General features: G+C 60.2%; 16 protein-coding genes and 3 tRNA genes. 17 read left to right on the top strand and 2 right to left on the bottom strand.

Translation table 11 applies throughout. The features are described from left to right. The first annotated feature begins 9 nt into the window (after positions 1 to 9). The 13 genes from glmM to PVZ78_RS25170 all read left to right on the top strand — a co-directional run bounded on the left by glmM (position 10) and on the right by PVZ78_RS25170 (position 11,905). Positions 10 to 1,347: a phosphoglucosamine mutase gene (glmM, locus tag PVZ78_RS25230; protein ID WP_041988866.1), complete on the top strand. Its 1,338-nt coding sequence runs from the start codon at positions 10 to 12 to the stop codon at positions 1,345 to 1,347. Between the two features lie 66 nt (positions 1,348 to 1,413). Continuing rightward, positions 1,414 to 2,169 (top strand): triose-phosphate isomerase, encoded by a 756-nt coding sequence (tpiA, locus tag PVZ78_RS25225; protein ID WP_016701663.1) that lies wholly within the window; start codon positions 1,414 to 1,416, stop codon positions 2,167 to 2,169. Between the two features lie 4 nt (positions 2,170 to 2,173). Then, positions 2,174 to 2,557: a preprotein translocase subunit SecG gene (gene secG, locus PVZ78_RS25220; RefSeq protein ID WP_009042126.1), complete on the top strand. Its 384-nt coding sequence runs from the start codon at positions 2,174 to 2,176 to the stop codon at positions 2,555 to 2,557. A gap of 29 nt (positions 2,558 to 2,586) precedes the next feature. After that, positions 2,587 to 2,672, top strand: a tRNA-Leu gene (locus PVZ78_RS25215). Between the two features lie 96 nt (positions 2,673 to 2,768). Beyond that, positions 2,769 to 2,845 (top strand) — tRNA-Met (locus tag PVZ78_RS25210). A 130-nt stretch (positions 2,846 to 2,975) separates the two neighbouring features. Further along, positions 2,976 to 3,434, top strand: a complete 459-nt coding sequence (gene rimP / locus PVZ78_RS25205) for a ribosome maturation factor RimP (RefSeq protein WP_007920877.1) — start codon at positions 2,976 to 2,978, stop codon at positions 3,432 to 3,434. Between the two features lie 47 nt (positions 3,435 to 3,481). Next, positions 3,482 to 4,963: a transcription termination factor NusA gene (gene nusA / locus PVZ78_RS25200; protein WP_009046934.1), complete on the top strand. Its 1,482-nt coding sequence runs from the start codon at positions 3,482 to 3,484 to the stop codon at positions 4,961 to 4,963. A gap of 26 nt (positions 4,964 to 4,989) precedes the next feature. Continuing rightward, positions 4,990 to 7,503: a translation initiation factor IF-2 gene (gene infB, locus PVZ78_RS25195; protein ID WP_007920879.1), complete on the top strand. Its 2,514-nt coding sequence runs from the start codon at positions 4,990 to 4,992 to the stop codon at positions 7,501 to 7,503. Between the two features lie 159 nt (positions 7,504 to 7,662). Beyond that, positions 7,663 to 8,058 (top strand): 30S ribosome-binding factor RbfA, encoded by a 396-nt coding sequence (gene rbfA / locus PVZ78_RS25190; RefSeq protein WP_009046936.1) that lies wholly within the window; start codon positions 7,663 to 7,665, stop codon positions 8,056 to 8,058. Positions 8,059 to 8,061: 3 nt separating this feature from the next. Then, a complete protein-coding gene (gene truB / locus PVZ78_RS25185) occupies positions 8,062 to 8,979 on the top strand; it encodes a tRNA pseudouridine(55) synthase TruB (protein ID WP_007920884.1) in 918 nt (305 codons plus the stop codon). A gap of 141 nt (positions 8,980 to 9,120) precedes the next feature. Further along, on the top strand, positions 9,121 to 9,390 hold the full coding sequence (rpsO, locus tag PVZ78_RS25180) for a 30S ribosomal protein S15 (protein WP_009042128.1): 270 nt from the start codon (positions 9,121 to 9,123) through the stop codon (positions 9,388 to 9,390). 196 nt (positions 9,391 to 9,586) lie between these two features. After that, positions 9,587 to 11,692, top strand: a complete 2,106-nt coding sequence (gene pnp, locus PVZ78_RS25175) for a polyribonucleotide nucleotidyltransferase (RefSeq protein ID WP_009046937.1) — start codon at positions 9,587 to 9,589, stop codon at positions 11,690 to 11,692. A 137-nt stretch (positions 11,693 to 11,829) separates the two neighbouring features. After that, positions 11,830 to 11,905, top strand: a tRNA-Thr gene (locus PVZ78_RS25170). 72 nt (positions 11,906 to 11,977) lie between these two features. On the opposite strand, the gene PVZ78_RS25165 is transcribed toward PVZ78_RS25170, so the two are convergent. Then, the gene (locus tag PVZ78_RS25165) at positions 11,978 to 12,640 is read right to left on the bottom strand and encodes a hypothetical protein (protein WP_273829447.1); all 663 of its coding nucleotides are present in this window, start codon (positions 12,638 to 12,640) and stop codon (positions 11,978 to 11,980) included. 338 nt (positions 12,641 to 12,978) lie between these two features. Here PVZ78_RS25165 and PVZ78_RS25160 point away from each other — a divergent pair, with 338 nt between their 5' ends. Then, entirely contained in the window at positions 12,979 to 13,275 is a 297-nt protein-coding gene (locus PVZ78_RS25160) for a DUF6388 family protein (RefSeq protein ID WP_028681642.1), read from the top strand. 58 nt (positions 13,276 to 13,333) lie between these two features. Here the strand turns inward: PVZ78_RS25160 and nadC are convergent, their stop codons facing one another. Further along, positions 13,334 to 14,182: a carboxylating nicotinate-nucleotide diphosphorylase gene (gene nadC / locus PVZ78_RS25155; RefSeq protein ID WP_273829446.1), complete on the bottom strand. Its 849-nt coding sequence runs from the start codon at positions 14,180 to 14,182 to the stop codon at positions 13,334 to 13,336. 342 nt (positions 14,183 to 14,524) lie between these two features. Between nadC and PVZ78_RS25150 the strand changes: the two genes are divergently transcribed. The 3 genes from PVZ78_RS25150 to ampE all read left to right on the top strand — a co-directional run bounded on the left by PVZ78_RS25150 (position 14,525) and on the right by ampE (position 18,185). Beyond that, positions 14,525 to 16,729, top strand: coding sequence for a DUF1631 domain-containing protein (locus PVZ78_RS25150; protein WP_038630589.1), 2,205 nt, complete (start codon positions 14,525 to 14,527; stop codon positions 16,727 to 16,729). A gap of 62 nt (positions 16,730 to 16,791) precedes the next feature. Beyond that, the gene (ampD, locus tag PVZ78_RS25145) at positions 16,792 to 17,352 is read left to right on the top strand and encodes a 1,6-anhydro-N-acetylmuramyl-L-alanine amidase AmpD (RefSeq protein ID WP_007922273.1); all 561 of its coding nucleotides are present in this window, start codon (positions 16,792 to 16,794) and stop codon (positions 17,350 to 17,352) included. Continuing rightward, positions 17,349 to 18,185 carry a regulatory signaling modulator protein AmpE gene (gene ampE, locus PVZ78_RS25140; RefSeq protein ID WP_009046942.1) on the top strand — a complete coding sequence of 279 codons (837 nt, stop codon included), beginning with the start codon at positions 17,349 to 17,351 and terminating at the stop codon, positions 18,183 to 18,185. The genes ampD and ampE overlap by 4 nt, the downstream gene beginning before the upstream one ends. Positions 18,186 to 18,200: the final 15 nt, after the last annotated feature.

Genomic DNA, 18,200 nt, shown 5'->3' with positions numbered 1-18,200 from the left:
GGAGCACTTATGAGCAAGAAATACTTTGGCACCGACGGCATTCGCGGTCGTGTGGGTGTGTACCCTATTACTCCCGATTTCATGCTCAAGCTGGGCTGGGCCGCGGGTATGGCTTTCCGCAGCATGGGCGCCTGCCGCGTGTTGGTGGGCAAAGACACACGCATTTCCGGTTACATGTTCGAGTCTGCGCTTGAGGCGGGCCTGTCCGCTGCCGGTGCGGATGTGATGCTGCTGGGGCCGATGCCTACTCCTGCTATCGCCTACCTGACTCGCACTTTCCATGCCGAGGCGGGGATCGTGATCAGTGCGTCGCATAATCCTCACGATGACAACGGCATCAAGTTCTTCTCGGGTGAGGGTACCAAGCTCCCGGATGAAGTCGAGCTGATGATCGAGGAGTTGCTGGATGCGCCGATGACCGTGGTGGAGTCGAGCAAGCTGGGCAAGGTCTCCCGCATCAATGACGCCTCGGGCCGTTATATCGAGTTTTGTAAGAGCAGCGTTCCATCCAGTACCAGCTTTGCTGGGCTGAAGATCGTGGTCGATTGTGCTCATGGCGCAACCTACAAGGTAGCGCCAAGCGTTTTCCGTGAATTGGGTGCCGAGGTGGTGGTGCTCTCTGCGCAGCCTAACGGCCTGAACATCAACGACAATTGCGGCTCCACTCATATGGGGCAATTGCAGGCTGCGGTATTGGCCGAGCACGCCGATCTGGGTATCGCCTTTGATGGTGATGGCGACCGGGTACTGATGGTCGACCATACAGGTGCCATCGTCGACGGCGACGAACTGTTGTTTATCATCGCCCGGGACCTGCACGCGCGTAACAAGCTGCAGGGTGGCGTGGTCGGTACCTTGATGAGCAATCTGGGTCTCGAGCTGGCCTTGGCTGACCTGGGGATCCCATTCGTGCGTGCCAACGTTGGTGACCGCTATGTTATTGCCGAGCTGCTTGAGCGCCAGTGGCTGGTAGGCGGTGAAAACTCTGGCCATATCGTGTGCTTCCAGCACACCACCACCGGTGATGCGATCATTGCCGCCCTGCAGGTGTTGATGGCGCTGAAACGACGTGATGAAGGGCTGGCGCAGTCGCGTCAGGCGCTGCGCAAGTGTCCGCAGATCCTGGTCAATGTGCGCTTTGGTGGCGGAGCCAATCCCGTCGAGCATCCGGCTGTGAAAGAGGCCTGCGCGCGCGTCACTACCGCGATGGCTGGGCGTGGCCGGGTGTTGCTGCGCAAGTCGGGCACCGAGCCTTTGGTTCGCGTCATGGTTGAGGGCGACGATGAAGTCCAGGTCCGTGGCTATGCTGACGAACTGGCAAAACTGGTTGCGGAAGTTTCTGCCTGATTTCGGCTTGCCAGTGTTGATGCGGTTGGGTAACATCTGCGCCCACTTTGACCGACGAGGTACAGCATGCGTCGCCCTATGGTAGCTGGTAACTGGAAGATGCACGGTACCCGCGCCAGCGTCGCTGAGCTGATCAATGGCCTGCGTCATCTGGCCTTGCCTAGCGGTGTTGATGTCGCGGTATTCCCGCCTTGCTTGTATATCAATCAAGTGATTGATGGCTTGAAAGGCAAGTCGATTTCGGTCGGCGCGCAGAACTCTGCGGTGGAGCCCATGCAAGGTGCGCTGACAGGAGAAATTGCTCCGAGTCAGCTGGTGGATGCAGGTTGTTCTCTGGTGCTGGTTGGGCACTCCGAGCGTCGCCTGATGATGGGTGAGCGTGACGGTACGCTGAATCGCAAATTCGCAGCGGCACAAGCTTGTGGTTTGACACCGGTCTTGTGCGTAGGGGAGACCCTCGAGCAGCGCGAGGCCGGGAAGACTCTTGAGGTTGTCGGGCGTCAGCTGGGCAGCATCATCGAAGAGTTGGGTGTTGGTGCGTTTGCCAATGCCGTTATCGCTTACGAGCCGGTCTGGGCCATTGGTACCGGGCTGACTGCTTCGCCGCAACAGGCTCAGGATGTGCACGCAGCCATTCGGGCGCAGTTGGCGGCAGAGAATTCTGAAGTGGCACGAGGTGTGCGGCTTCTATACGGCGGCAGCGTGAAGGCGGCCAATGCGGTCGAACTGTTCGGCATGCCGGATATCGATGGGGGGCTCATTGGTGGAGCTTCCCTGAATGCAGATGAGTTCGGTGCGATCTGTCGCGCCGCGGGAAACTGAAAAAATGCTGGAAACAGTCGTAGTCGTTTTTCATCTGCTGGGTGCGCTGGGCGTAGTAGCTCTGGTATTGCTGCAGCAGGGTAAAGGTGCGGACGCTGGCGCGTCTTTCGGAGCAGGTGCTTCAAATACTGTGTTCGGAAGCCAAGGTTCCTCTACCTTTCTTAGTAAGTTTACTGCTATACTTGCCGCAGGTTTTTTCATAACCAGCTTGGGGTTAGGTTACTTTGCTAAAGAGAAAGCTCACGAGCTGACTCAAGTAGGTTTGCCAGATCCAGCGGTGCTTGAAGCGCCAAAGCAAAAACCGGCTTCTGATGATGTCCCGGTGCTCCAAGAGCAAAAGTCGGCAACCAATGCGACTGACGTACCTCCAGCTCAAGAGCAGAAGTAAGAAGAGTTTCACGCAGTAACGTAGTCTATGCCGAGGTGGTGGAATTGGTAGACACGCAACCTTGAGGTGGTTGTGCCCATAGGGTGTAGGGGTTCGAGTCCCCTTCTCGGTACCAATTATCAGGAGAGCCCGCTGTTGCGGGCTTTCTTGTAGGTGGAAGGTTACATTGACCCAAAAAGGGATCGGTCGTATACTTCCGCCCCAGCTTTGTCGCGGGGTGGAGCAGTCTGGTAGCTCGTCGGGCTCATAACCCGAAGGTCGTCGGTTCAAATCCGGCCCCCGCAACCAGTTTTAGCGGAGCCCCTTTTCAGGGGCTTTTTGTTAGCTGGACACTTTATAACGCCGCTATTCAACGGCGTTTCCGGGATGGGCGCTTCGCCCATTTTTTATTTGCACAAGCATGCACGAGGGGGTTCAGGTGTCGAGCAAGCTAGAACAGTTGCAGGCCTTGTTGGCCCCGGTGGTCGTGGCCCTTGGCTATGAATGCTGGGGTATCGAGTTTTCGGCTCAAGGTCGCCACTCACTGTTGCGCGTTTATATCGATAAAGAAGGCGGTGTGCTGGTGGACGACTGTGCCATCGTCAGCCGTCAGATCAGCGGCGTTCTGGATGTCGAAGATCCGATCTCCGTTGAATACACCCTTGAAGTTTCCTCTCCTGGCATGGAACGCCCGCTGTTCACCCTTGAACAGTTTGCCAAGTATGTCGGTGAACAAGTGAAGATCAAGCTGCGCTCGCCTTTTGAAGGTCGGCGTAATTTTCAGGGCCTTCTCCGCGGGGTGGAGGAGCAGGACGTCGTGGTGCAGGTGGAAGACCATGAGTTTCTGTTGCCGATCGACATGATCGACAAGGCCCACATAATTCCCAGTTTTGACTGAGACGCGGATCCCGCGGATCCAATGGCTTGCGAAAGGCGAGGCGTACGATGAGCAAAGAAGTACTGCTGGTTGTTGAGTCGGTATCCAATGAAAAGGGTGTACCGGCAAGCGTAATTTTTGAAGCGCTGGAGCTGGCTCTGGCCACTGCTACCAAAAAGCGTTTCGAGGACGAAGTCGATCTGCGTGTGGAAATCAATCGCCACACCGGTGCTTACGAGACTTTCCGTCGCTGGACGGTAGTCGAGGAAGCCGATCTGGACGATCCGGCCGTGGAAACCTGGCCGAGCAAGGTCCAGGAAACCCATCCGGGCGCCAAAGTCGGTGATGTCGTCGAAGAAAAGATCGAATCGATCGAGTTCGGCCGCATTGCTGCGCAGACCGCCAAACAGGTCATCGTGCAGAAAGTCCGCGAAGCCGAGCGCGCTCAAGTCGTTGACGCTTACCGCGAGCGCCTGGGTGAAATCATCTCCGGCACCGTGAAAAAAGTGACCCGCGACAACGTGATCGTCGACCTGGGTAACAACGCCGAAGCGCTGTTGGCCCGTGAAGACATCATCTCCCGCGAGACTTTCCGGGTTGGCGTGCGTCTTCGCGCGCTGCTCAAGGAAATCCGCACCGAGAACCGCGGCCCGCAGCTGATCCTGTCGCGTACCGCGCCGGAAATGCTGATCGAGCTGTTCCGTATCGAAGTGCCGGAAATCGCCGAAGGCCTGATCGAAGTCATGGCCGCTTCCCGTGATCCGGGTTCGCGCGCCAAGATCGCGGTCCGTTCCAAAGACAAGCGCATTGACCCTCAGGGTGCGTGCATTGGTATGCGCGGTTCGCGCGTCCAGGCCGTTTCCGGTGAGTTGGGTGGTGAGCGTGTGGATATCGTCCTGTGGGACGACAACCCGGCGCAGTTCGTGATCAACGCCATGTCGCCGGCCGAAGTCGCGGCAATTATCGTCGACGAAGATGCCCATGCCATGGACATCGCCGTTGGCGCAGACAATCTGGCTCAGGCCATCGGTCGCGGTGGTCAGAACGTGCGTCTGGCTAGCCAGTTGACTGGCTGGACCCTGAACGTGATGACCGAATCGGACATCCAGGCTAAGCAGCAAGCTGAAACCGGCGACATCCTGCGCAACTTCATCGAAGAGTTGGAAGTCGATGAAGAGCTGGCACAGGTGCTGGTTGATGAAGGCTTCACCAGCCTGGAAGAGATTGCCTACGTACCGTTGGAAGAAATGCTCAACATCGACGGCTTTGACGAAGACATCGTCAACGAGCTTCGCGCTCGTGCCAAGGATCGCTTGTTGACTAAAGCCATCGCTACTGAGGAAAAGCTGGCAGACGCCCATCCGGCCGAAGACCTGCTCTCGCTTGAGGGTATGGACAAGGATTTGGCGATGGAACTGGCGGTGCGCGGCGTAATTACCCGCGAAGACCTGGCCGAGCAGTCTATTGACGACCTGCTCGACATCGACGGCATTGACGATGATCGTGCCGGCAAGTTGATCATGGCCGCCCGAGCCCATTGGTTCGAGTAATAGGCGCGGCCTGAGGAGAGAAGTGCATGACGCAAGTCACGGTGAAACAACTGGCCGATGAGGTCAAAACACCGGTAGAGCGCCTGTTGCAGCAGATGCGTGAGGCAGGTCTGCCGCACACCGCCGCCGAGGAACATGTGACCGACAGTGAGAAGCAATCGTTGCTGACTCACTTGAAGAGCAGCCACAAGGCGAAAGTGGAAGAACCGCGCAAGATCACTTTGCAGCGTAAAACTACCAGCACCCTGCGTGTTGCCGGCAGCAAGAGCATCAGCGTTGAAGTACGCAAGAAGAAAGTCTTCGTACAGCGCAGCCCGGAAGAAATCGAAGCCGAGCGCCAACGTGAGCTGGAAGAGCGTCGCGCAGTAGAAAATGCTGCACGTCAGAAGGCTGAAGAAGAAGCCAAGCGTCGCGCCGAAGAAGAAGCGCGTCGCCAGCCTGCTGCTGCGCAACCTGCTGCCGTTGAAGCGGTCGCCGCACCTGCGGTGGTTGCCGAGCCGATTGTTGAAGACGTCCCTGTTGTCGCTCCAGCGCCGGTCGCTGAAGTGCGCAAGAAGGACGAGCAGCGTCGCCCGGACAAGAGCCGTAACGACGACAACCGTCGTGGTGGCGATGGCGAGCGTAAAAACGCTCCGCATCGTGCTTCCGTCAAGGAAAAGGCTCCGGCTCCACGCGTAGCCCCACGTACCACTGACGAAGAAAGCGATGGCTTCCGTCGTGGTGGCCGTGGCAAGGCCAAGCTGAAGAAACGTAATGCTCACGGCTTCCAGAGCCCGACCGGCCCTGTGGTGCGTGAAGTGAAAATCGGCGAAACCATCACTGTTGGCGATCTCGCCCAGCAGATGTCGGTCAAGGCTGCCGAAATCATCAAGTTCATGTTCAAGCTGGGCACCCCGGCCACCATCAACCAGGTACTGGACCAGGAAACTGCCCAGCTGGTTGCTGAAGAGCTGGGCCACAAAGTGACCCTGATCAGCGACACCGCTCTGGAAGATTCCCTGGCCGAGTCCCTGAAGTTCGAAGGTGAAGCGGTTCCTCGTGCGCCGGTAGTGACCGTAATGGGTCACGTTGACCACGGTAAGACCTCGCTGCTCGACTACATCCGTCGTGCCAAGGTCGCAGCTGGCGAAGCCGGCGGCATCACCCAGCACATCGGTGCGTACCACGTTGAAACCGAACGCGGCATGGTCACCTTCCTCGATACCCCGGGTCACGCCGCGTTTACCGCCATGCGTGCTCGTGGTGCCAAGGCGACCGACATCGTGATCCTGGTGGTTGCAGCGGACGACGGCGTGATGCCGCAGACCGTTGAAGCCGTTCAGCACGCCCAGGCGGCTGGTGTGCCTCTGGTGGTCGCAGTGAACAAGATCGACAAGCCGGGTGCCGACCTCGATCGCATCCGTAGCGAACTGTCGGTTCACGGCGTGACTTCCGAAGACTGGGGTGGTGACACTCCATTCGTTCCGGTTTCCGCGAAGATGGGTACCGGTGTCGACGAATTGCTCGAAGCCGTACTGCTGCAGGCCGAAGTGCTCGAACTGACCGCCACGCCTTCGGCTCCTGGCCGTGGTGTCGTGGTTGAATCGCGTCTCGACAAGGGCCGTGGCCCGGTGGCGACCGTACTGGTTCAGGACGGTACCCTGCGTCAAGGCGACATGGTGCTGGTCGGCTCGAACTATGGCCGCGTGCGCGCCATGCTCGACGAGAACGGCAAGCCGATCAAGGAAGCCGGTCCGGCCATTCCGGTCGAGATCCTCGGCCTGGACGGTACCCCGGACGCTGGCGACGAGATGAGCGTGGTTGCCGACGAGAAGAAAGCCCGTGAAGTGGCTCTGTTCCGTCAAGGCAAGTTCCGCGAAGTCAAACTGGCTCGCGCTCACGCCGGCAAGCTGGAAAACATCTTCGAAAGCATGGGCCAGGAAGAGAAGAAGACGCTCAACATCGTCCTCAAATCCGACGTCCGTGGTTCGCTGGAAGCTCTGCAAGGCGCTCTGAACGGCCTGGGCAACGACGAAGTGCAAGTGCGCGTAGTCGGCGGCGGCGTCGGTGGTATCACCGAAAGCGACGCCAACCTGGCCCTGGCTTCCAACGCTGTACTGTTCGGCTTCAACGTGCGTGCCGATGCCGGCGCTCGCAAGATCGTCGAGCAGGAAGGTCTGGATATGCGTTACTACAACGTGATCTACGACATCATCGAAGACGTCAAGAAAGCCCTGACCGGTATGTTGGGCAGCGACGTTCGGGAGAACATCCTGGGTGTTGCCGAGGTTCGTGACGTGTTCCGTTCGCCGAAGTTTGGCGCGATCGCCGGTTGCATGGTGATCGAGGGTGTCGTTCACCGTAACCGTCCAATCCGTGTACTGCGTGAAGACATCGTTATCTTCGAAGGCGAGCTGGAATCCCTGCGCCGCTTCAAGGACGACGCTTCCGAAGTACGTGCCGGCATGGAATGCGGTATCGGCGTGAAGAGCTACAACGACGTCAAAGTCGGCGACAAGATCGAAGTCTTCGAGAAGGTTCAGGTTGCTCGCAGCCTCTAACTCGCGCACTTCAAGAGCCATGATGGCCAGCCGCATGCAAATGCACGGCGCATCGTCCGGACTCTAAACGCAACGCCCGGTCTGGCTTCTGTCAGGCCGGGCGTTTGCCGCTTTCAGACCTTGCGGGTTTCACCGCCAGGCAGCAACAGGTAACAAGACATGGCAAAAGAATACAGCCGTACCCAACGTATCGGCGACCAGATGCAGCGTGAGCTCGCTCAGCTGATCCGTCGTGAAGTCAAAGATCCGCGCGTCGGTCTGGTCACCATCACCGCCGTTGAAGTCAGCCGTGACGTCGGTCACGCCAAGATCTTCATCACCGTGATGGGCCAGGACAACGCTGACGATATCGCCCAGAGCATCAAGGTGCTCAACTCGGCCGCCGGCTTCCTGCGCATGCAGCTGGCTCGCGAGATGAAGTTGCGCAGCGTTCCACAGCTGCACTTCCACTACGACGAAAGCGTCGTGCGTGGCGCGCATCTGTCGGCCCTGATCGAGCGCGCCGTGGCCGAAGACAGCCAGCACGCCGCTGAACCCGAAGACGCCAAGGAGTAAGCGGTGGCTCAGGTCAAGCGTATCCGTCGTAACGTCAGCGGTATCATCCTGCTCGACAAGCCGCTGGGGTTCACCTCCAACGCGGCGCTGCAGAAAGTCCGCTGGTTGCTCAATGCCGAAAAGGCCGGGCACACCGGCAGCCTCGATCCCCTGGCCACCGGCGTGTTGCCGTTGTGCTTTGGCGAGGCGACCAAGTTCTCGCAATACCTGCTCGATTCCGACAAGGGGTACGAAACCCTGATGCAGTTGGGCAAGACCACCACCACGGCCGATGCCGAGGGTGAAGTCCTGCAGACTCGCGAAGTGACCGTTGGTCGCGCCGATATTGAAGCGGTGTTGCCGGAATTTCGCGGGCAAATCAGCCAGATACCGCCGATGTACTCGGCCCTCAAGCGTGATGGCCAGCCACTTTACAAGCTGGCCCGTGCAGGCGAAGTGGTGGAGCGCGAGGCGCGTTCTGTTACTATTGCGCGCTTGGAATTGCTGGCCTTTGAAGGCGATACTGCGCGGCTAGCGGTGGACTGCAGCAAAGGCACCTATATCCGGACCCTGGTGGAAGATATCGGTGAGAAGCTGGGTTGTGGTGCTTACGTCGCGGAACTGCGTCGCACCCAGGCCGGTCCTTTCAGTCTGGCCCAGACCGTCACGCTGGAAGAGCTTGAGGCGGTACATGCCGAAGGCGGCAACGAAGCGGTGGATCGCTTCCTGATGCCATCGGACAGCGGCCTGTTGGATTGGCCACTGCTGCAGTTCTCCGAGCACAGCGCGTTCTACTGGCTCAACGGCCAGCCGGTACGCGCTCCCGATGCACCGAAGTTCGGTATGGTGCGGGTACAGGATCACAACGGTCGCTTTATCGGTATCGGTGAAGTGAGCGAAGACGGGCGCATCGCGCCGCGTCGACTGATTCGGTCGGAATGACCGGAAACCAGCCTGTGTAACAGCAGGCTGGAGAGGGTGGCTGTTAACAGGCACGGTCACAGCTCATTTATAGATACAGGGATTTGTCCCTGGCCTGTTGGTGGCGTTCCTTGGAACGTTGCCTTTTGAGAGGAAAGCCAAATGGCACTCAGCGTTGAAGAAAAAGCTCAAATCGTAACCGACTACCAGCAAGCTGTTGGTGACACTGGTTCGCCAGAAGTGCAAGTTGCACTGCTGACCGCCAACATCAACAAACTGCAAGGTCACTTCAAGGCCAACGGTAAAGACCACCACTCCCGTCGTGGTCTGATCCGCATGGTTAACCAGCGTCGTAAGCTGCTGGACTACCTGAAAGGCAAAGACCTGAGCCGTTACAGCGCTCTGATCGGTCGCCTGGGTCTGCGTCGCTAATCAGCGATTGCGCTAGAGGTTGGTTGTTTGCCGTGCGTCAGTGGGTTTCCCGCAGGCGCATGGCAGGCTCCCAGCCTCAAGTTTTATCTGGACAGTAGTTTTACCTGGACAATAAAGGCCGGGCCGATTCCCGGGATTGCCCAAGAATTTCGCAAGAAACCAGTTCCCCCAAGAGCCACAAAGAAGGTAGGACACCGTGAACCCGGTAATCAAAAAATTCCAGTTCGGTCAGTCGACCGTTACCCTCGAGACTGGCCGTATCGCCCGTCAGGCCTCCGGCGCAGTATTGGTCACCGTTGACGACGACGTCAGCGTATTGGTGACCGTGGTTGGCGCCAAGCAAGCCGATCCAGGCAAGGGTTTCTTCCCTCTGTCTGTTCACTACCAGGAAAAGACTTACGCTGCCGGTAAGATCCCTGGCGGTTTCTTCAAGCGTGAAGGCCGTCCTTCCGAGAAAGAAACCCTGACCTCGCGTCTGATCGACCGTCCGATCCGCCCTCTGTTCCCAGAAGGCTTCATGAACGAAGTGCAGGTTGTCTGCACCGTGGTTTCCACCAGCAAGAAAACCGATCCGGACATCGCTGCGATGATCGGTACCTCGGCTGCGCTGGCCATCTCCGGCATTCCTTTCGACGGTCCGATCGGTGCTGCCCGCGTTGCATTCCACGAAAGCACCGGCTACCTGCTGAACCCGACTTACGAGCAGCTTCAGGCATCTAGTCTGGACATGGTCGTAGCCGGTACCGAAGAAGCGGTACTGATGGTTGAATCGGAAGCCAAAGAGCTGACCGAAGACCAGATGCTGGGCGCCGTACTGTTCGCCCACGACGAATTCCAGGCTGTTATCCAGGCCGTCAAAGAGCTGGCTGCCGAAGCCGCCAAGCCAACCTGGGACTGGGCTCCTGCTCCAGAAGCCACCGACCTGCTGGGCGCTATCCGCGCCGAGTTCGGCGAAGCGATCTCCCAGGCCTACACCATCACCGTCAAGGCCGACCGTTATGCTCGCCTGGGCGAGTTGAAAGATCAGGTCGTCGCCAAGCTGTCCGGCGAAGAAGGCCAGCCTTCCGCTGCCGACGTCAAAGCCGCTTTCGGTGAAATCGAATACCGCACCGTTCGCGAAAACATCGTCAACGGCAAGCCACGTATCGACGGTCGCGACACCCGCACCGTACGTCCGCTGAACATCGAAGTCGGCGTTCTGCCGAAGACCCACGGTTCGGCGCTATTCACCCGTGGCGAGACTCAGGCCCTGGTAGTCGCGACCCTGGGTACCGCCCGTGACGCACAGCTGCTGGACACCCTGGAAGGCGAGAAAAAAGACCCCTTCATGCTGCACTACAACTTTCCTCCGTTCTCGGTGGGCGAGTGTGGTCGCATGGGTGGCGCTGGTCGTCGTGAAATCGGTCACGGCCGTCTGGCCCGTCGTTCGGTTCAGGCCATGCTGCCAGCCGCCGACGTGTTCCCTTACACCATCCGCGTAGTATCGGAAATCACCGAGTCCAACGGTTCCAGCTCCATGGCTTCCGTTTGCGGTGCTTCCCTGGCGCTGATGGACGCTGGCGTGCCGATGAAGGCGCCGGTTGCCGGTATCGCCATGGGCCTGGTTAAAGAGGGCGAGAAATTCGCCGTTCTGACCGACATCCTGGGTGACGAAGACCACCTGGGCGACATGGACTTCAAGGTAGCCGGTACCGCCAAAGGCGTCACCGCGCTGCAGATGGACATCAAGATCAAAGGCATCACCGAAGAAATCATGGAGATCGCCCTGGGCCAGGCCCTGGAAGCTCGCCTGAACATCCTCGGCCAGATGAACCAGATCATTGGCCAGTCGCGTACCGAGCTGTCGGCCAACGCTCCGACCATGATCGCGATGAAGATCGACACCGACAAAATCCGTGATGTCATCGGTAAAGGCGGCGCGACCATCCGTGCGATCTGCGAAGAGACCAAGGCTTCGATCGACATCGAAGACGACGGCTCGATCAAGATCTTCGGCGAAACCAAGGAAGCCGCAGAAGCCGCGCGTCAGCGCGTTCTGGGCATCACCGCGGAAGCCGAGATCGGCAAGATCTACGTTGGTAAGGTTGAGCGCATCGTCGACTTCGGCGCATTCGTCAACATCCTGCCTGGCAAGGACGGTCTGGTTCACATCTCCATGCTGAGCGATGCTCGCGTCGAGAAAGTGACCGACATCCTGAAAGAAGGTCAGGAAGTGGAAGTACTGGTACTGGACGTGGACAACCGCGGTCGTATCAAGCTGTCCATCAAAGACGTAGCAGCAGCCAAGGCTTCGGGCGTTTAAGGCTCCCGTCGTTGTAAGCTGAACAAGCAAACGCCCCGACTGGTTCGGGGCGTTTTGCTATCTGCCGTTTGTACCTTGCTCCCTGCCGGGCAGGCGATATGGCAAAACCCCGGCCTCGGTGCTAGGTTTAGCCCAGCGCCCGTGTAGCTCAGCCGGTAGAGCAGCGCACTCGTAACGCGAAGGTCGCAGGTTCGATTCCTGTCTCGGGCACCAATTGGCAAGCTCAAGTCGTACAAACAACAAAGCCCGCATCGCGCGGGCTTTGTCGTTTTTACTGGCCTTGAATCACTTCACTTTGCTTCTCAGGTCCTCGAGGCTGCGTTTGAGTTGGTCCAGGTTCTGGCCCTGATTGCTGACCTCGCTCTTGAGGCTGGACAGCTCGCTGGAGTTCGAACTGGAGCTCGAGCTATTGCCGCGCTTGAGCTCCTCGATCTGTTTGCCGAGCTTGTCCAGTTCGCTGGCCTGGTCGCTGGTAACGCGCTTGAGGTTGTTCACTTCACTGGCGCTCGAACTGGAGCTGGAGCCGCTGTTGCGCTTGAACTCTTCAAGCTGGGTTTCCAGTTTTTTCAGCTGGTTGGCTTGCTCGCCGGTGGTTTTCTTGAGGTTGCTCACCTCACTGGCATTGGCGCTGGAGCTGCTGCCGGTGTTGCGCTTGAGCTCTTCGATCAGGCGCGCCTGGCTGTTGACCAGGTCCTTGAGCTTTTCCAGCTCGGCGGTGCTGCTCTTGAGGCCGTCCTGGAGCTTTTGCAGGTCGTCCACGGTGAAGCCGCTGGGACGCACGGTGAACTTGAGGTCCACTTCCTGGTGCAGGGCCGAGATCCTGTCCGAGTACGAGGCGCTGCTGGAGTTGAACTCGACGGCCTGGGCGGGGAGTGACAGGCTGCTGAGGATCAGGGTGGAGAGACTGGTGGCGAGGAAGACGGACGAACGCTGAGTGCGGCTGAACATCACTGGGTTTCCTTGTGACGTGCCGATATGGCACATCGCTATGACTGCGTTCCTGCCTTCTTGTTCCTGAAGTGAGAAGCCGGCCCGGGGGGAGGAATGTAACAACGTATTTTTCATGAAAGTGCCTTGAGCGAACGGACAGGTTTTTTGTCGGTGCGCTGTAAGGATTCGTAGGCATCCGCAGACAAAGGCCCTATATTCGCAGCCTGTCTGAATGGTTTTCAGATGATCCCGAATGGTTCACGGCCAGATAAATCGGCTTTCACAGCGCTTTTTTGCGGCAAAGAGATCCCAACGATCCAGATCCATCTTCCATTCCCATGATCAGAGAGAACGAGATGATTCCTAAAGAAGCCAGAATTGACGTAGCCCTTGAAAAGTACCTGGCTGCCACGCCTTCCTTGCAGGAAGAAATCAGCGACCTGAGCCCGCAGGAGCAGAAGCAGCAGGCCCAGTGGGCGTTCGAGGACGAAGCGGAGTCGCGCGGCATCGAACCGTGGGAGCTTGTGCTGGAGTTGGTGGCCGAGTCGCCCGAGGAACTCAAGGCCATGCGCCTGGAGGTCCATCAGGAAGTGGCCGAGGCCTTGGGTATGGACCTTAAGGACTACCTGGAACTCAACGAAATCGACGACTGATGCAAAAACGCCAGCCTTTCAGGGGCTGGCGTTTTTCTTTGGGGTATCGCGCAAAGAGTCAGAGGCTCAAGCGCATCGACAAATCGACCGCCTTCACATCCTTGGTCATCGCCCCGATAGAAATGTAATCGACGCCGGTCTCGGCGATCGGGCGCAAGGTGCTTTCATTGATCCCGCCGCTGGCTTCCAGCTTGGCCTTGCCGGCATTCAGGCGAACCGCCTCGCGCATGTCGTCCAGGCTCAACTCGTCGAGCATGATGATGTCCGCGCCCGCCGCCAGGGCTTCCTTGAGTTCTTCCAGGCTTTCCACTTCGACTTCCACCGGCTTGCCCGGGGCGATCTTGTGGGCGGCGCTGATCGCCTGGGCGATGCCGCCGCACGCGGCAATATGGTTTTCCTTGATCAGGAAGGCGTCGTACAGGCCGATGCGGTGGTTGTGGCAGCCACCGCAGGTCACCGCGTACTTCTGCGCCAGGCGCAGGCCTGGCAGGGTCTTGCGGGTATCCAGCAACTTGACCTGGGTATTGGCGACGAAATCGGCGTAGTACTGCGCGCGGGTGGCCACGCCGGACAGCAACTGCAGGAAGTTCAAGGCGCAGCGTTCGCCGCTGAGCAGCGAACGGGCCGGACCTTCGAGGTGGAACAGGGCCTGGTTGGGGCTGACGCGCTCGCCGTCACGCACCTGCCAATGCACGGCGACCCGCGGGTCGAGCTGGCGGAACACCGCGTCGACCCAGGCCGTGCCACTGATGATCGCCGCTTCGCGGGTGATGATGGTGGCTTTGGCCAGGCGTTCGGCCGGGATCAGTTGCGCGGTGATATCGCCGCTGCCGATGTCTTCCAGCAACGCACGGCGCACGTTGGCTTCGATTTCGGCGGTCAGGTCGGCGAGGCGTAGATTCGGCATAACGGGCTCCACAAACAAAGTGGCCCGATTATAGGGCCATGGCGCAAGCGAACCCAAGGCGAGCGCCTTCCCGTGGCTGCATTTGGTCGCCTGGCATGAGCCGTTTGCCGGAAAGGGCGGTCGCTATATGAGCGCTATTTCAAAGCCCGCGCAGAGTCTGCTGGCACAAGAAGGGGCTTTTGCCAGATAATCCGACTTCTAATTGACGCCATAGCTTTGACGTCTGTTTGGCTCCCCACTATTTGAAATGCAGCGGTGCGTATCGATGCCCGCTGGGACTCGACTGTGAGCGTCGAGCGACCTTTCATTGCGCGGCAGAGAAACACCTTTCAGGAGGCTTGGATGCACAACGACGGGAATGTAGTGCCTTTGCACAAGGCGGCTACGGATCAGGCGAACGCTTCGCCGCTCGCCCGCCTGCCTGTGATTCTGCTTCAGGTCCGTGACAAGGCCGCCCAGCAACTGCGCCATGGCCTGCAGGAACTGTTCGATAACGCCGACGACACCTTGTTCGAGATGGCCGACCGGGCCCAGAACAATGTCGACCAGAACACCTTTTTCGAAGCCATGCGCGACCTGCGCCTGAAACGCAAAAGCATCGAGCGCGGCTTCCTGGAAAAACTCTTCGAGGCCTTTGTCGGCCTGGTCCAGTACGACCCCGCGCCAGCGATCGCCCAGGCCGTCGCCTGCGTCCCATCCGCCGATACCTGCCGTGACGACCTGGAGCGCACCGTGGCCCTCGAGGCGATGGTCGCCAAGGCGGGCAACCGTGACGGTTTTGCCCTTGGCCAGCTCACCGCGCGCCTGAACGTGCTGCTGGGCAAGCACCTGGATGACCGCAGCAACCCCCTGGGCCCGGCCATGCTCTGCGAGTACTTCCTCGAATCCGGGCGCAGCCTGGGGGTGGAGATCAAGGTCAAGCTGATCATTCTCAAGCTGTTCGAGCGTTATGTGCTCAGCGAGGCCGACCAGCTGTACGCCGAAGCCAATCAGCTGTTGGCCGCCACTGGGGTGTTGCCGGAGCTCAAGCCGGCGCCGGCGCGCCGGGCCCTCGACCAGGCGGCCGCGAGTATCCAGGCCACGCCCGAGCCCGGCGTGGCGCAGATGGACGAGAGCGTTCAGGAAGTGTTCGCCGCCTTGCAGGAGCTGCTGTTGCATGTCCGCGGCAGCGTGGTGCCGACCCTGGAGGCGAGCGCCGAAACCCAGCCCATTTCCACCCGCGACCTGCTGCGCCTGCTGTCTCACCTGCAGCACTACGTGCCGGCTGGCACCCAGGACGATTTCGACCTGCGCAACCACTTGGAACAGCTGCTGACCCGGGTCAGCGTGAAAAGCGGCAAGTCGCGGGTGGTCGGAGTGGCCGACGAGGATGTGATCAACCTGGTGGCCATGCTCTTCGAGTTCATCCTGGCCGATCGCAACCTGCCGGAATCCTTGAAGACCCTGATCGGCCGCTTGCAGATCCCCATGCTCAAGGTCGCGGTGCTGGACAAGAGTTTCTTCAGCCGCAGCAGCCATCCCGCCCGCCGCCTGCTCAACGAAATCGCCGCGGCGGCCATGGGCTGGGGCAGCTGCGACGATTATCAGCGCGACAGCCTGTACCTGCGCATCGAACAGGTGGTGCAGCGGTTGTTGAGCGACTTTGTCGACGACCCGGCGATCTTTTCCGAGCTGCTCGCCGAGTTTCTCGCCTTCACCAGCGACGAGCGGCGCCGCAGCGAGCTGCTGGAGCAGCGCACCCGTGATGCTGAAGAGGGGCGGGCCAAGGCCGAACTGGCGCGGCGTCGCGTCGAGCAGGCGTTGAACGAGGGACTGCTGGGCAAGGTCCTGCCCCTGACCGTCGTCGAGTTCGTGCAACAGGCCTGGAGCAAGGTCCTGTTGCTGACCTGTCTCAAGCATGGCGAGCACTCCAGCGAATGGCGCGAGGGCCTGCAGACCATGGAGCAACTGATCTGGAGCGTGCAGCGCCACACCGACCCGGAGGCCGCCATGCAACTGCTGGCACTGGTGCCCGACCTGCTCAAGGCGCTGCGCGACGGCTTGAACAGCGCGGCGTTCGATCCGTTCGCCACCAGTGAGTTCTTCAGCCAGCTGGAAGCCTTGCACCTGCAGGTATTCGAGGGCTTCGGCGAGAACGCCGGGCAGCATCGGCCGGGGGGGGCGGACGAGCAGCCGGCGATGGTCGCGGTCGAGGAACACATCGTCCTGCCCAGCGCTGAAGAGGGCCCGCTGGAGGCCGCGCCCCTGGCGCTGGCGCCCAACGATCCCGGATTGCTACGGGTCGAACAGCTGCGGCTGGGGGCCTGGGTCGAATTCCTCGAGGACGAGGACAACAGCGTGCGCTGCAAGCTGGCGGCCATCGTGCAACCCGGCGACAAGTACATCTTCGTCAACCGCACCGGCATGAAGGTGCTGGAGCGCACCCGGGTCGGCCTGGCCCTGGAGTTTCAGCGCGGGGCCGTGCGTCAGCTGGACGACACCTTGCTGTTCGACCGGGCGCTGGAGTCGGTGATCGGCAGTTTGCAGCGACTCAATCGCGGCAAGTGATCGCAACCTGGGCGTGGAACGCGGCATACTGAGCCGTCACAGGCTTCGTTGAAGGAATCGGTATGCAGTTGGACCCCGCAAGCGGCTGGTGTCACGGCGTTCGCCATTGCCCGTCACCCAATTTCAACGCACGCCCCGCGGATGAAATCTCCCTGCTGGTGATCCACAACATCAGCCTGCCGCCGGCCCAGTTCGCGACGGGCAAGGTGCAGGAATTCTTCCAGAACCGTCTTGATGTCACAGAGCATCCTTATTTTGCCGGGATCGCCGACCTGCGCGTGTCCGCGCATTTCCTGATCGAACGTGACGGAACCGTCACTCAGTTTGTCTCCTGTCTGGACCGCGCCTGGCACGCCGGCGTGTCGTGGTTCGACGGGCGCGAAAGCTGCAATGATTTCTCCCTGGGGATCGAACTGGAAGGTACCGACGAGTTGCCGTTCACCGATGCCCAGTACGACGCGCTGATTGCCTTGACCCGGCAGTTGCAGCAGGCCTTCAAGGCCATCACCCCACAGCGGATTTGTGGGCACAGCGATATCGCTCCGGGGCGCAAGACCGATCCGGGGCCCGGATTCGACTGGGTACGCTATCGCGCGGCCCTGAACGAAGGGGAAGGACAATGAGTTTTCTGGTGTTGTTGCTGGCGGTCTGGATCGAGAAGTTCTCGGCCTTGCGCCAGCGCGTTCAGCATGACGAGCCGTGGTTGCGCCAGCTGTTCCGGCAAGAGGCCAGCCCGCGTCTGGCCAAGCGTCCCTGGTGGGTGCTGGCCCTGCTGGTGCTGTTGCCGGCAATGGTGCTGGGGTTGCTGTTGCTGGTCCTGGAGCCGCTGGCCTACGGCCTGCTGGCGTTGCCGGTGCATCTGCTGGTGGTGATCTACAGCCTGGGGCGGGGCGACCTGCTGGGCGAACTCGGGCCGTTTCGCGATGCCTGGCGCCGCGAGGACCTGCAAGCCGCGGCGCACGTCGCCAAGCGCGACCTGGACATCTGCGCCGACAGTGGCGAGCAGTTGCTCGGGCAGGTTCAGGGGCACCTGCTGTGGCAGGCCTACCAGAGCTTTTTCGCGGTGATCTTCTGGTACTTCCTGCTGGGCCCGGTGGCCGCATTGAGCTATCGCCTGCTGGCGCTGGCCGCCGAGCACAGCAAGAACCCGGCGGTCGCCGAGCGCGCCGGGCAGCTGCGGCATGCCTTCGACTGGTTGCCGGTACGCCTGCTGGCGGCCAGCTTCGCCCTGGTGGGCAACTTCGTCGCGGTCAGCCGCGTGATGCTCCACGAACTGCTGAACTGGAACATCAGCGCCGCGCAGCTGGTGGAAAAGGTCGGCCTGGTCGCCGCGGAAATCCCCGCACCGATCACCGGGCCGGACGGCATTCTCAGCCTGGACCGGATCTGGGAGTTGTTGCTGCGGGCCGCGGTGCTCTGGTACGCCGCTTTCGCCCTGTGGACCGTGCTGCCCTGACGGCGAGCCGCGAGT

It is taken from the genome of Pseudomonas sp. SBT1-2 (genome assembly GCF_028640875.1).
GTDB lineage: Bacteria > Pseudomonadota > Gammaproteobacteria > Pseudomonadales > Pseudomonadaceae > Aquipseudomonas > Aquipseudomonas chlororaphis_I.
Note: the sequence above shows the minus strand (reverse complement) of the source record. Positions and strands in the feature narration are given on the sequence as shown.

What these genes read in the sequence shown, in the direction of transcription:
- glmM (WP_041988866.1), top strand. Translation starts at nt 10, where the DNA reads ATGAGCAAGAAATACTTTGGCACCGACGGCATTCGCGGTCGTGTGGGT.
- tpiA (WP_016701663.1), top strand. Translation starts at nt 1,414, where the DNA reads ATGCGTCGCCCTATGGTAGCTGGTAACTGGAAGATGCACGGTACCCGC.
- secG (WP_009042126.1), top strand. Translation starts at nt 2,174, where the DNA reads ATGCTGGAAACAGTCGTAGTCGTTTTTCATCTGCTGGGTGCGCTGGGC.
- nusA (WP_009046934.1), top strand. Translation starts at nt 3,482, where the DNA reads ATGAGCAAAGAAGTACTGCTGGTTGTTGAGTCGGTATCCAATGAAAAG.
- infB (WP_007920879.1), top strand. Translation starts at nt 4,990, where the DNA reads ATGACGCAAGTCACGGTGAAACAACTGGCCGATGAGGTCAAAACACCG.
- rbfA (WP_009046936.1), top strand. Translation starts at nt 7,663, where the DNA reads ATGGCAAAAGAATACAGCCGTACCCAACGTATCGGCGACCAGATGCAG.
- rpsO (WP_009042128.1), top strand. Translation starts at nt 9,121, where the DNA reads ATGGCACTCAGCGTTGAAGAAAAAGCTCAAATCGTAACCGACTACCAG.
- PVZ78_RS25165 (WP_273829447.1), bottom strand. Translation starts at nt 12,640, where the DNA reads ATGTTCAGCCGCACTCAGCGTTCGTCCGTCTTCCTCGCCACCAGTCTC.
- PVZ78_RS25160 (WP_028681642.1), top strand. Translation starts at nt 12,979, where the DNA reads ATGATTCCTAAAGAAGCCAGAATTGACGTAGCCCTTGAAAAGTACCTG.
- nadC (WP_273829446.1), bottom strand. Translation starts at nt 14,182, where the DNA reads ATGCCGAATCTACGCCTCGCCGACCTGACCGCCGAAATCGAAGCCAAC.
- PVZ78_RS25150 (WP_038630589.1), top strand. Translation starts at nt 14,525, where the DNA reads ATGCACAACGACGGGAATGTAGTGCCTTTGCACAAGGCGGCTACGGAT.
- ampD (WP_007922273.1), top strand. Translation starts at nt 16,792, where the DNA reads ATGCAGTTGGACCCCGCAAGCGGCTGGTGTCACGGCGTTCGCCATTGC.
- ampE (WP_009046942.1), top strand. Translation starts at nt 17,349, where the DNA reads ATGAGTTTTCTGGTGTTGTTGCTGGCGGTCTGGATCGAGAAGTTCTCG.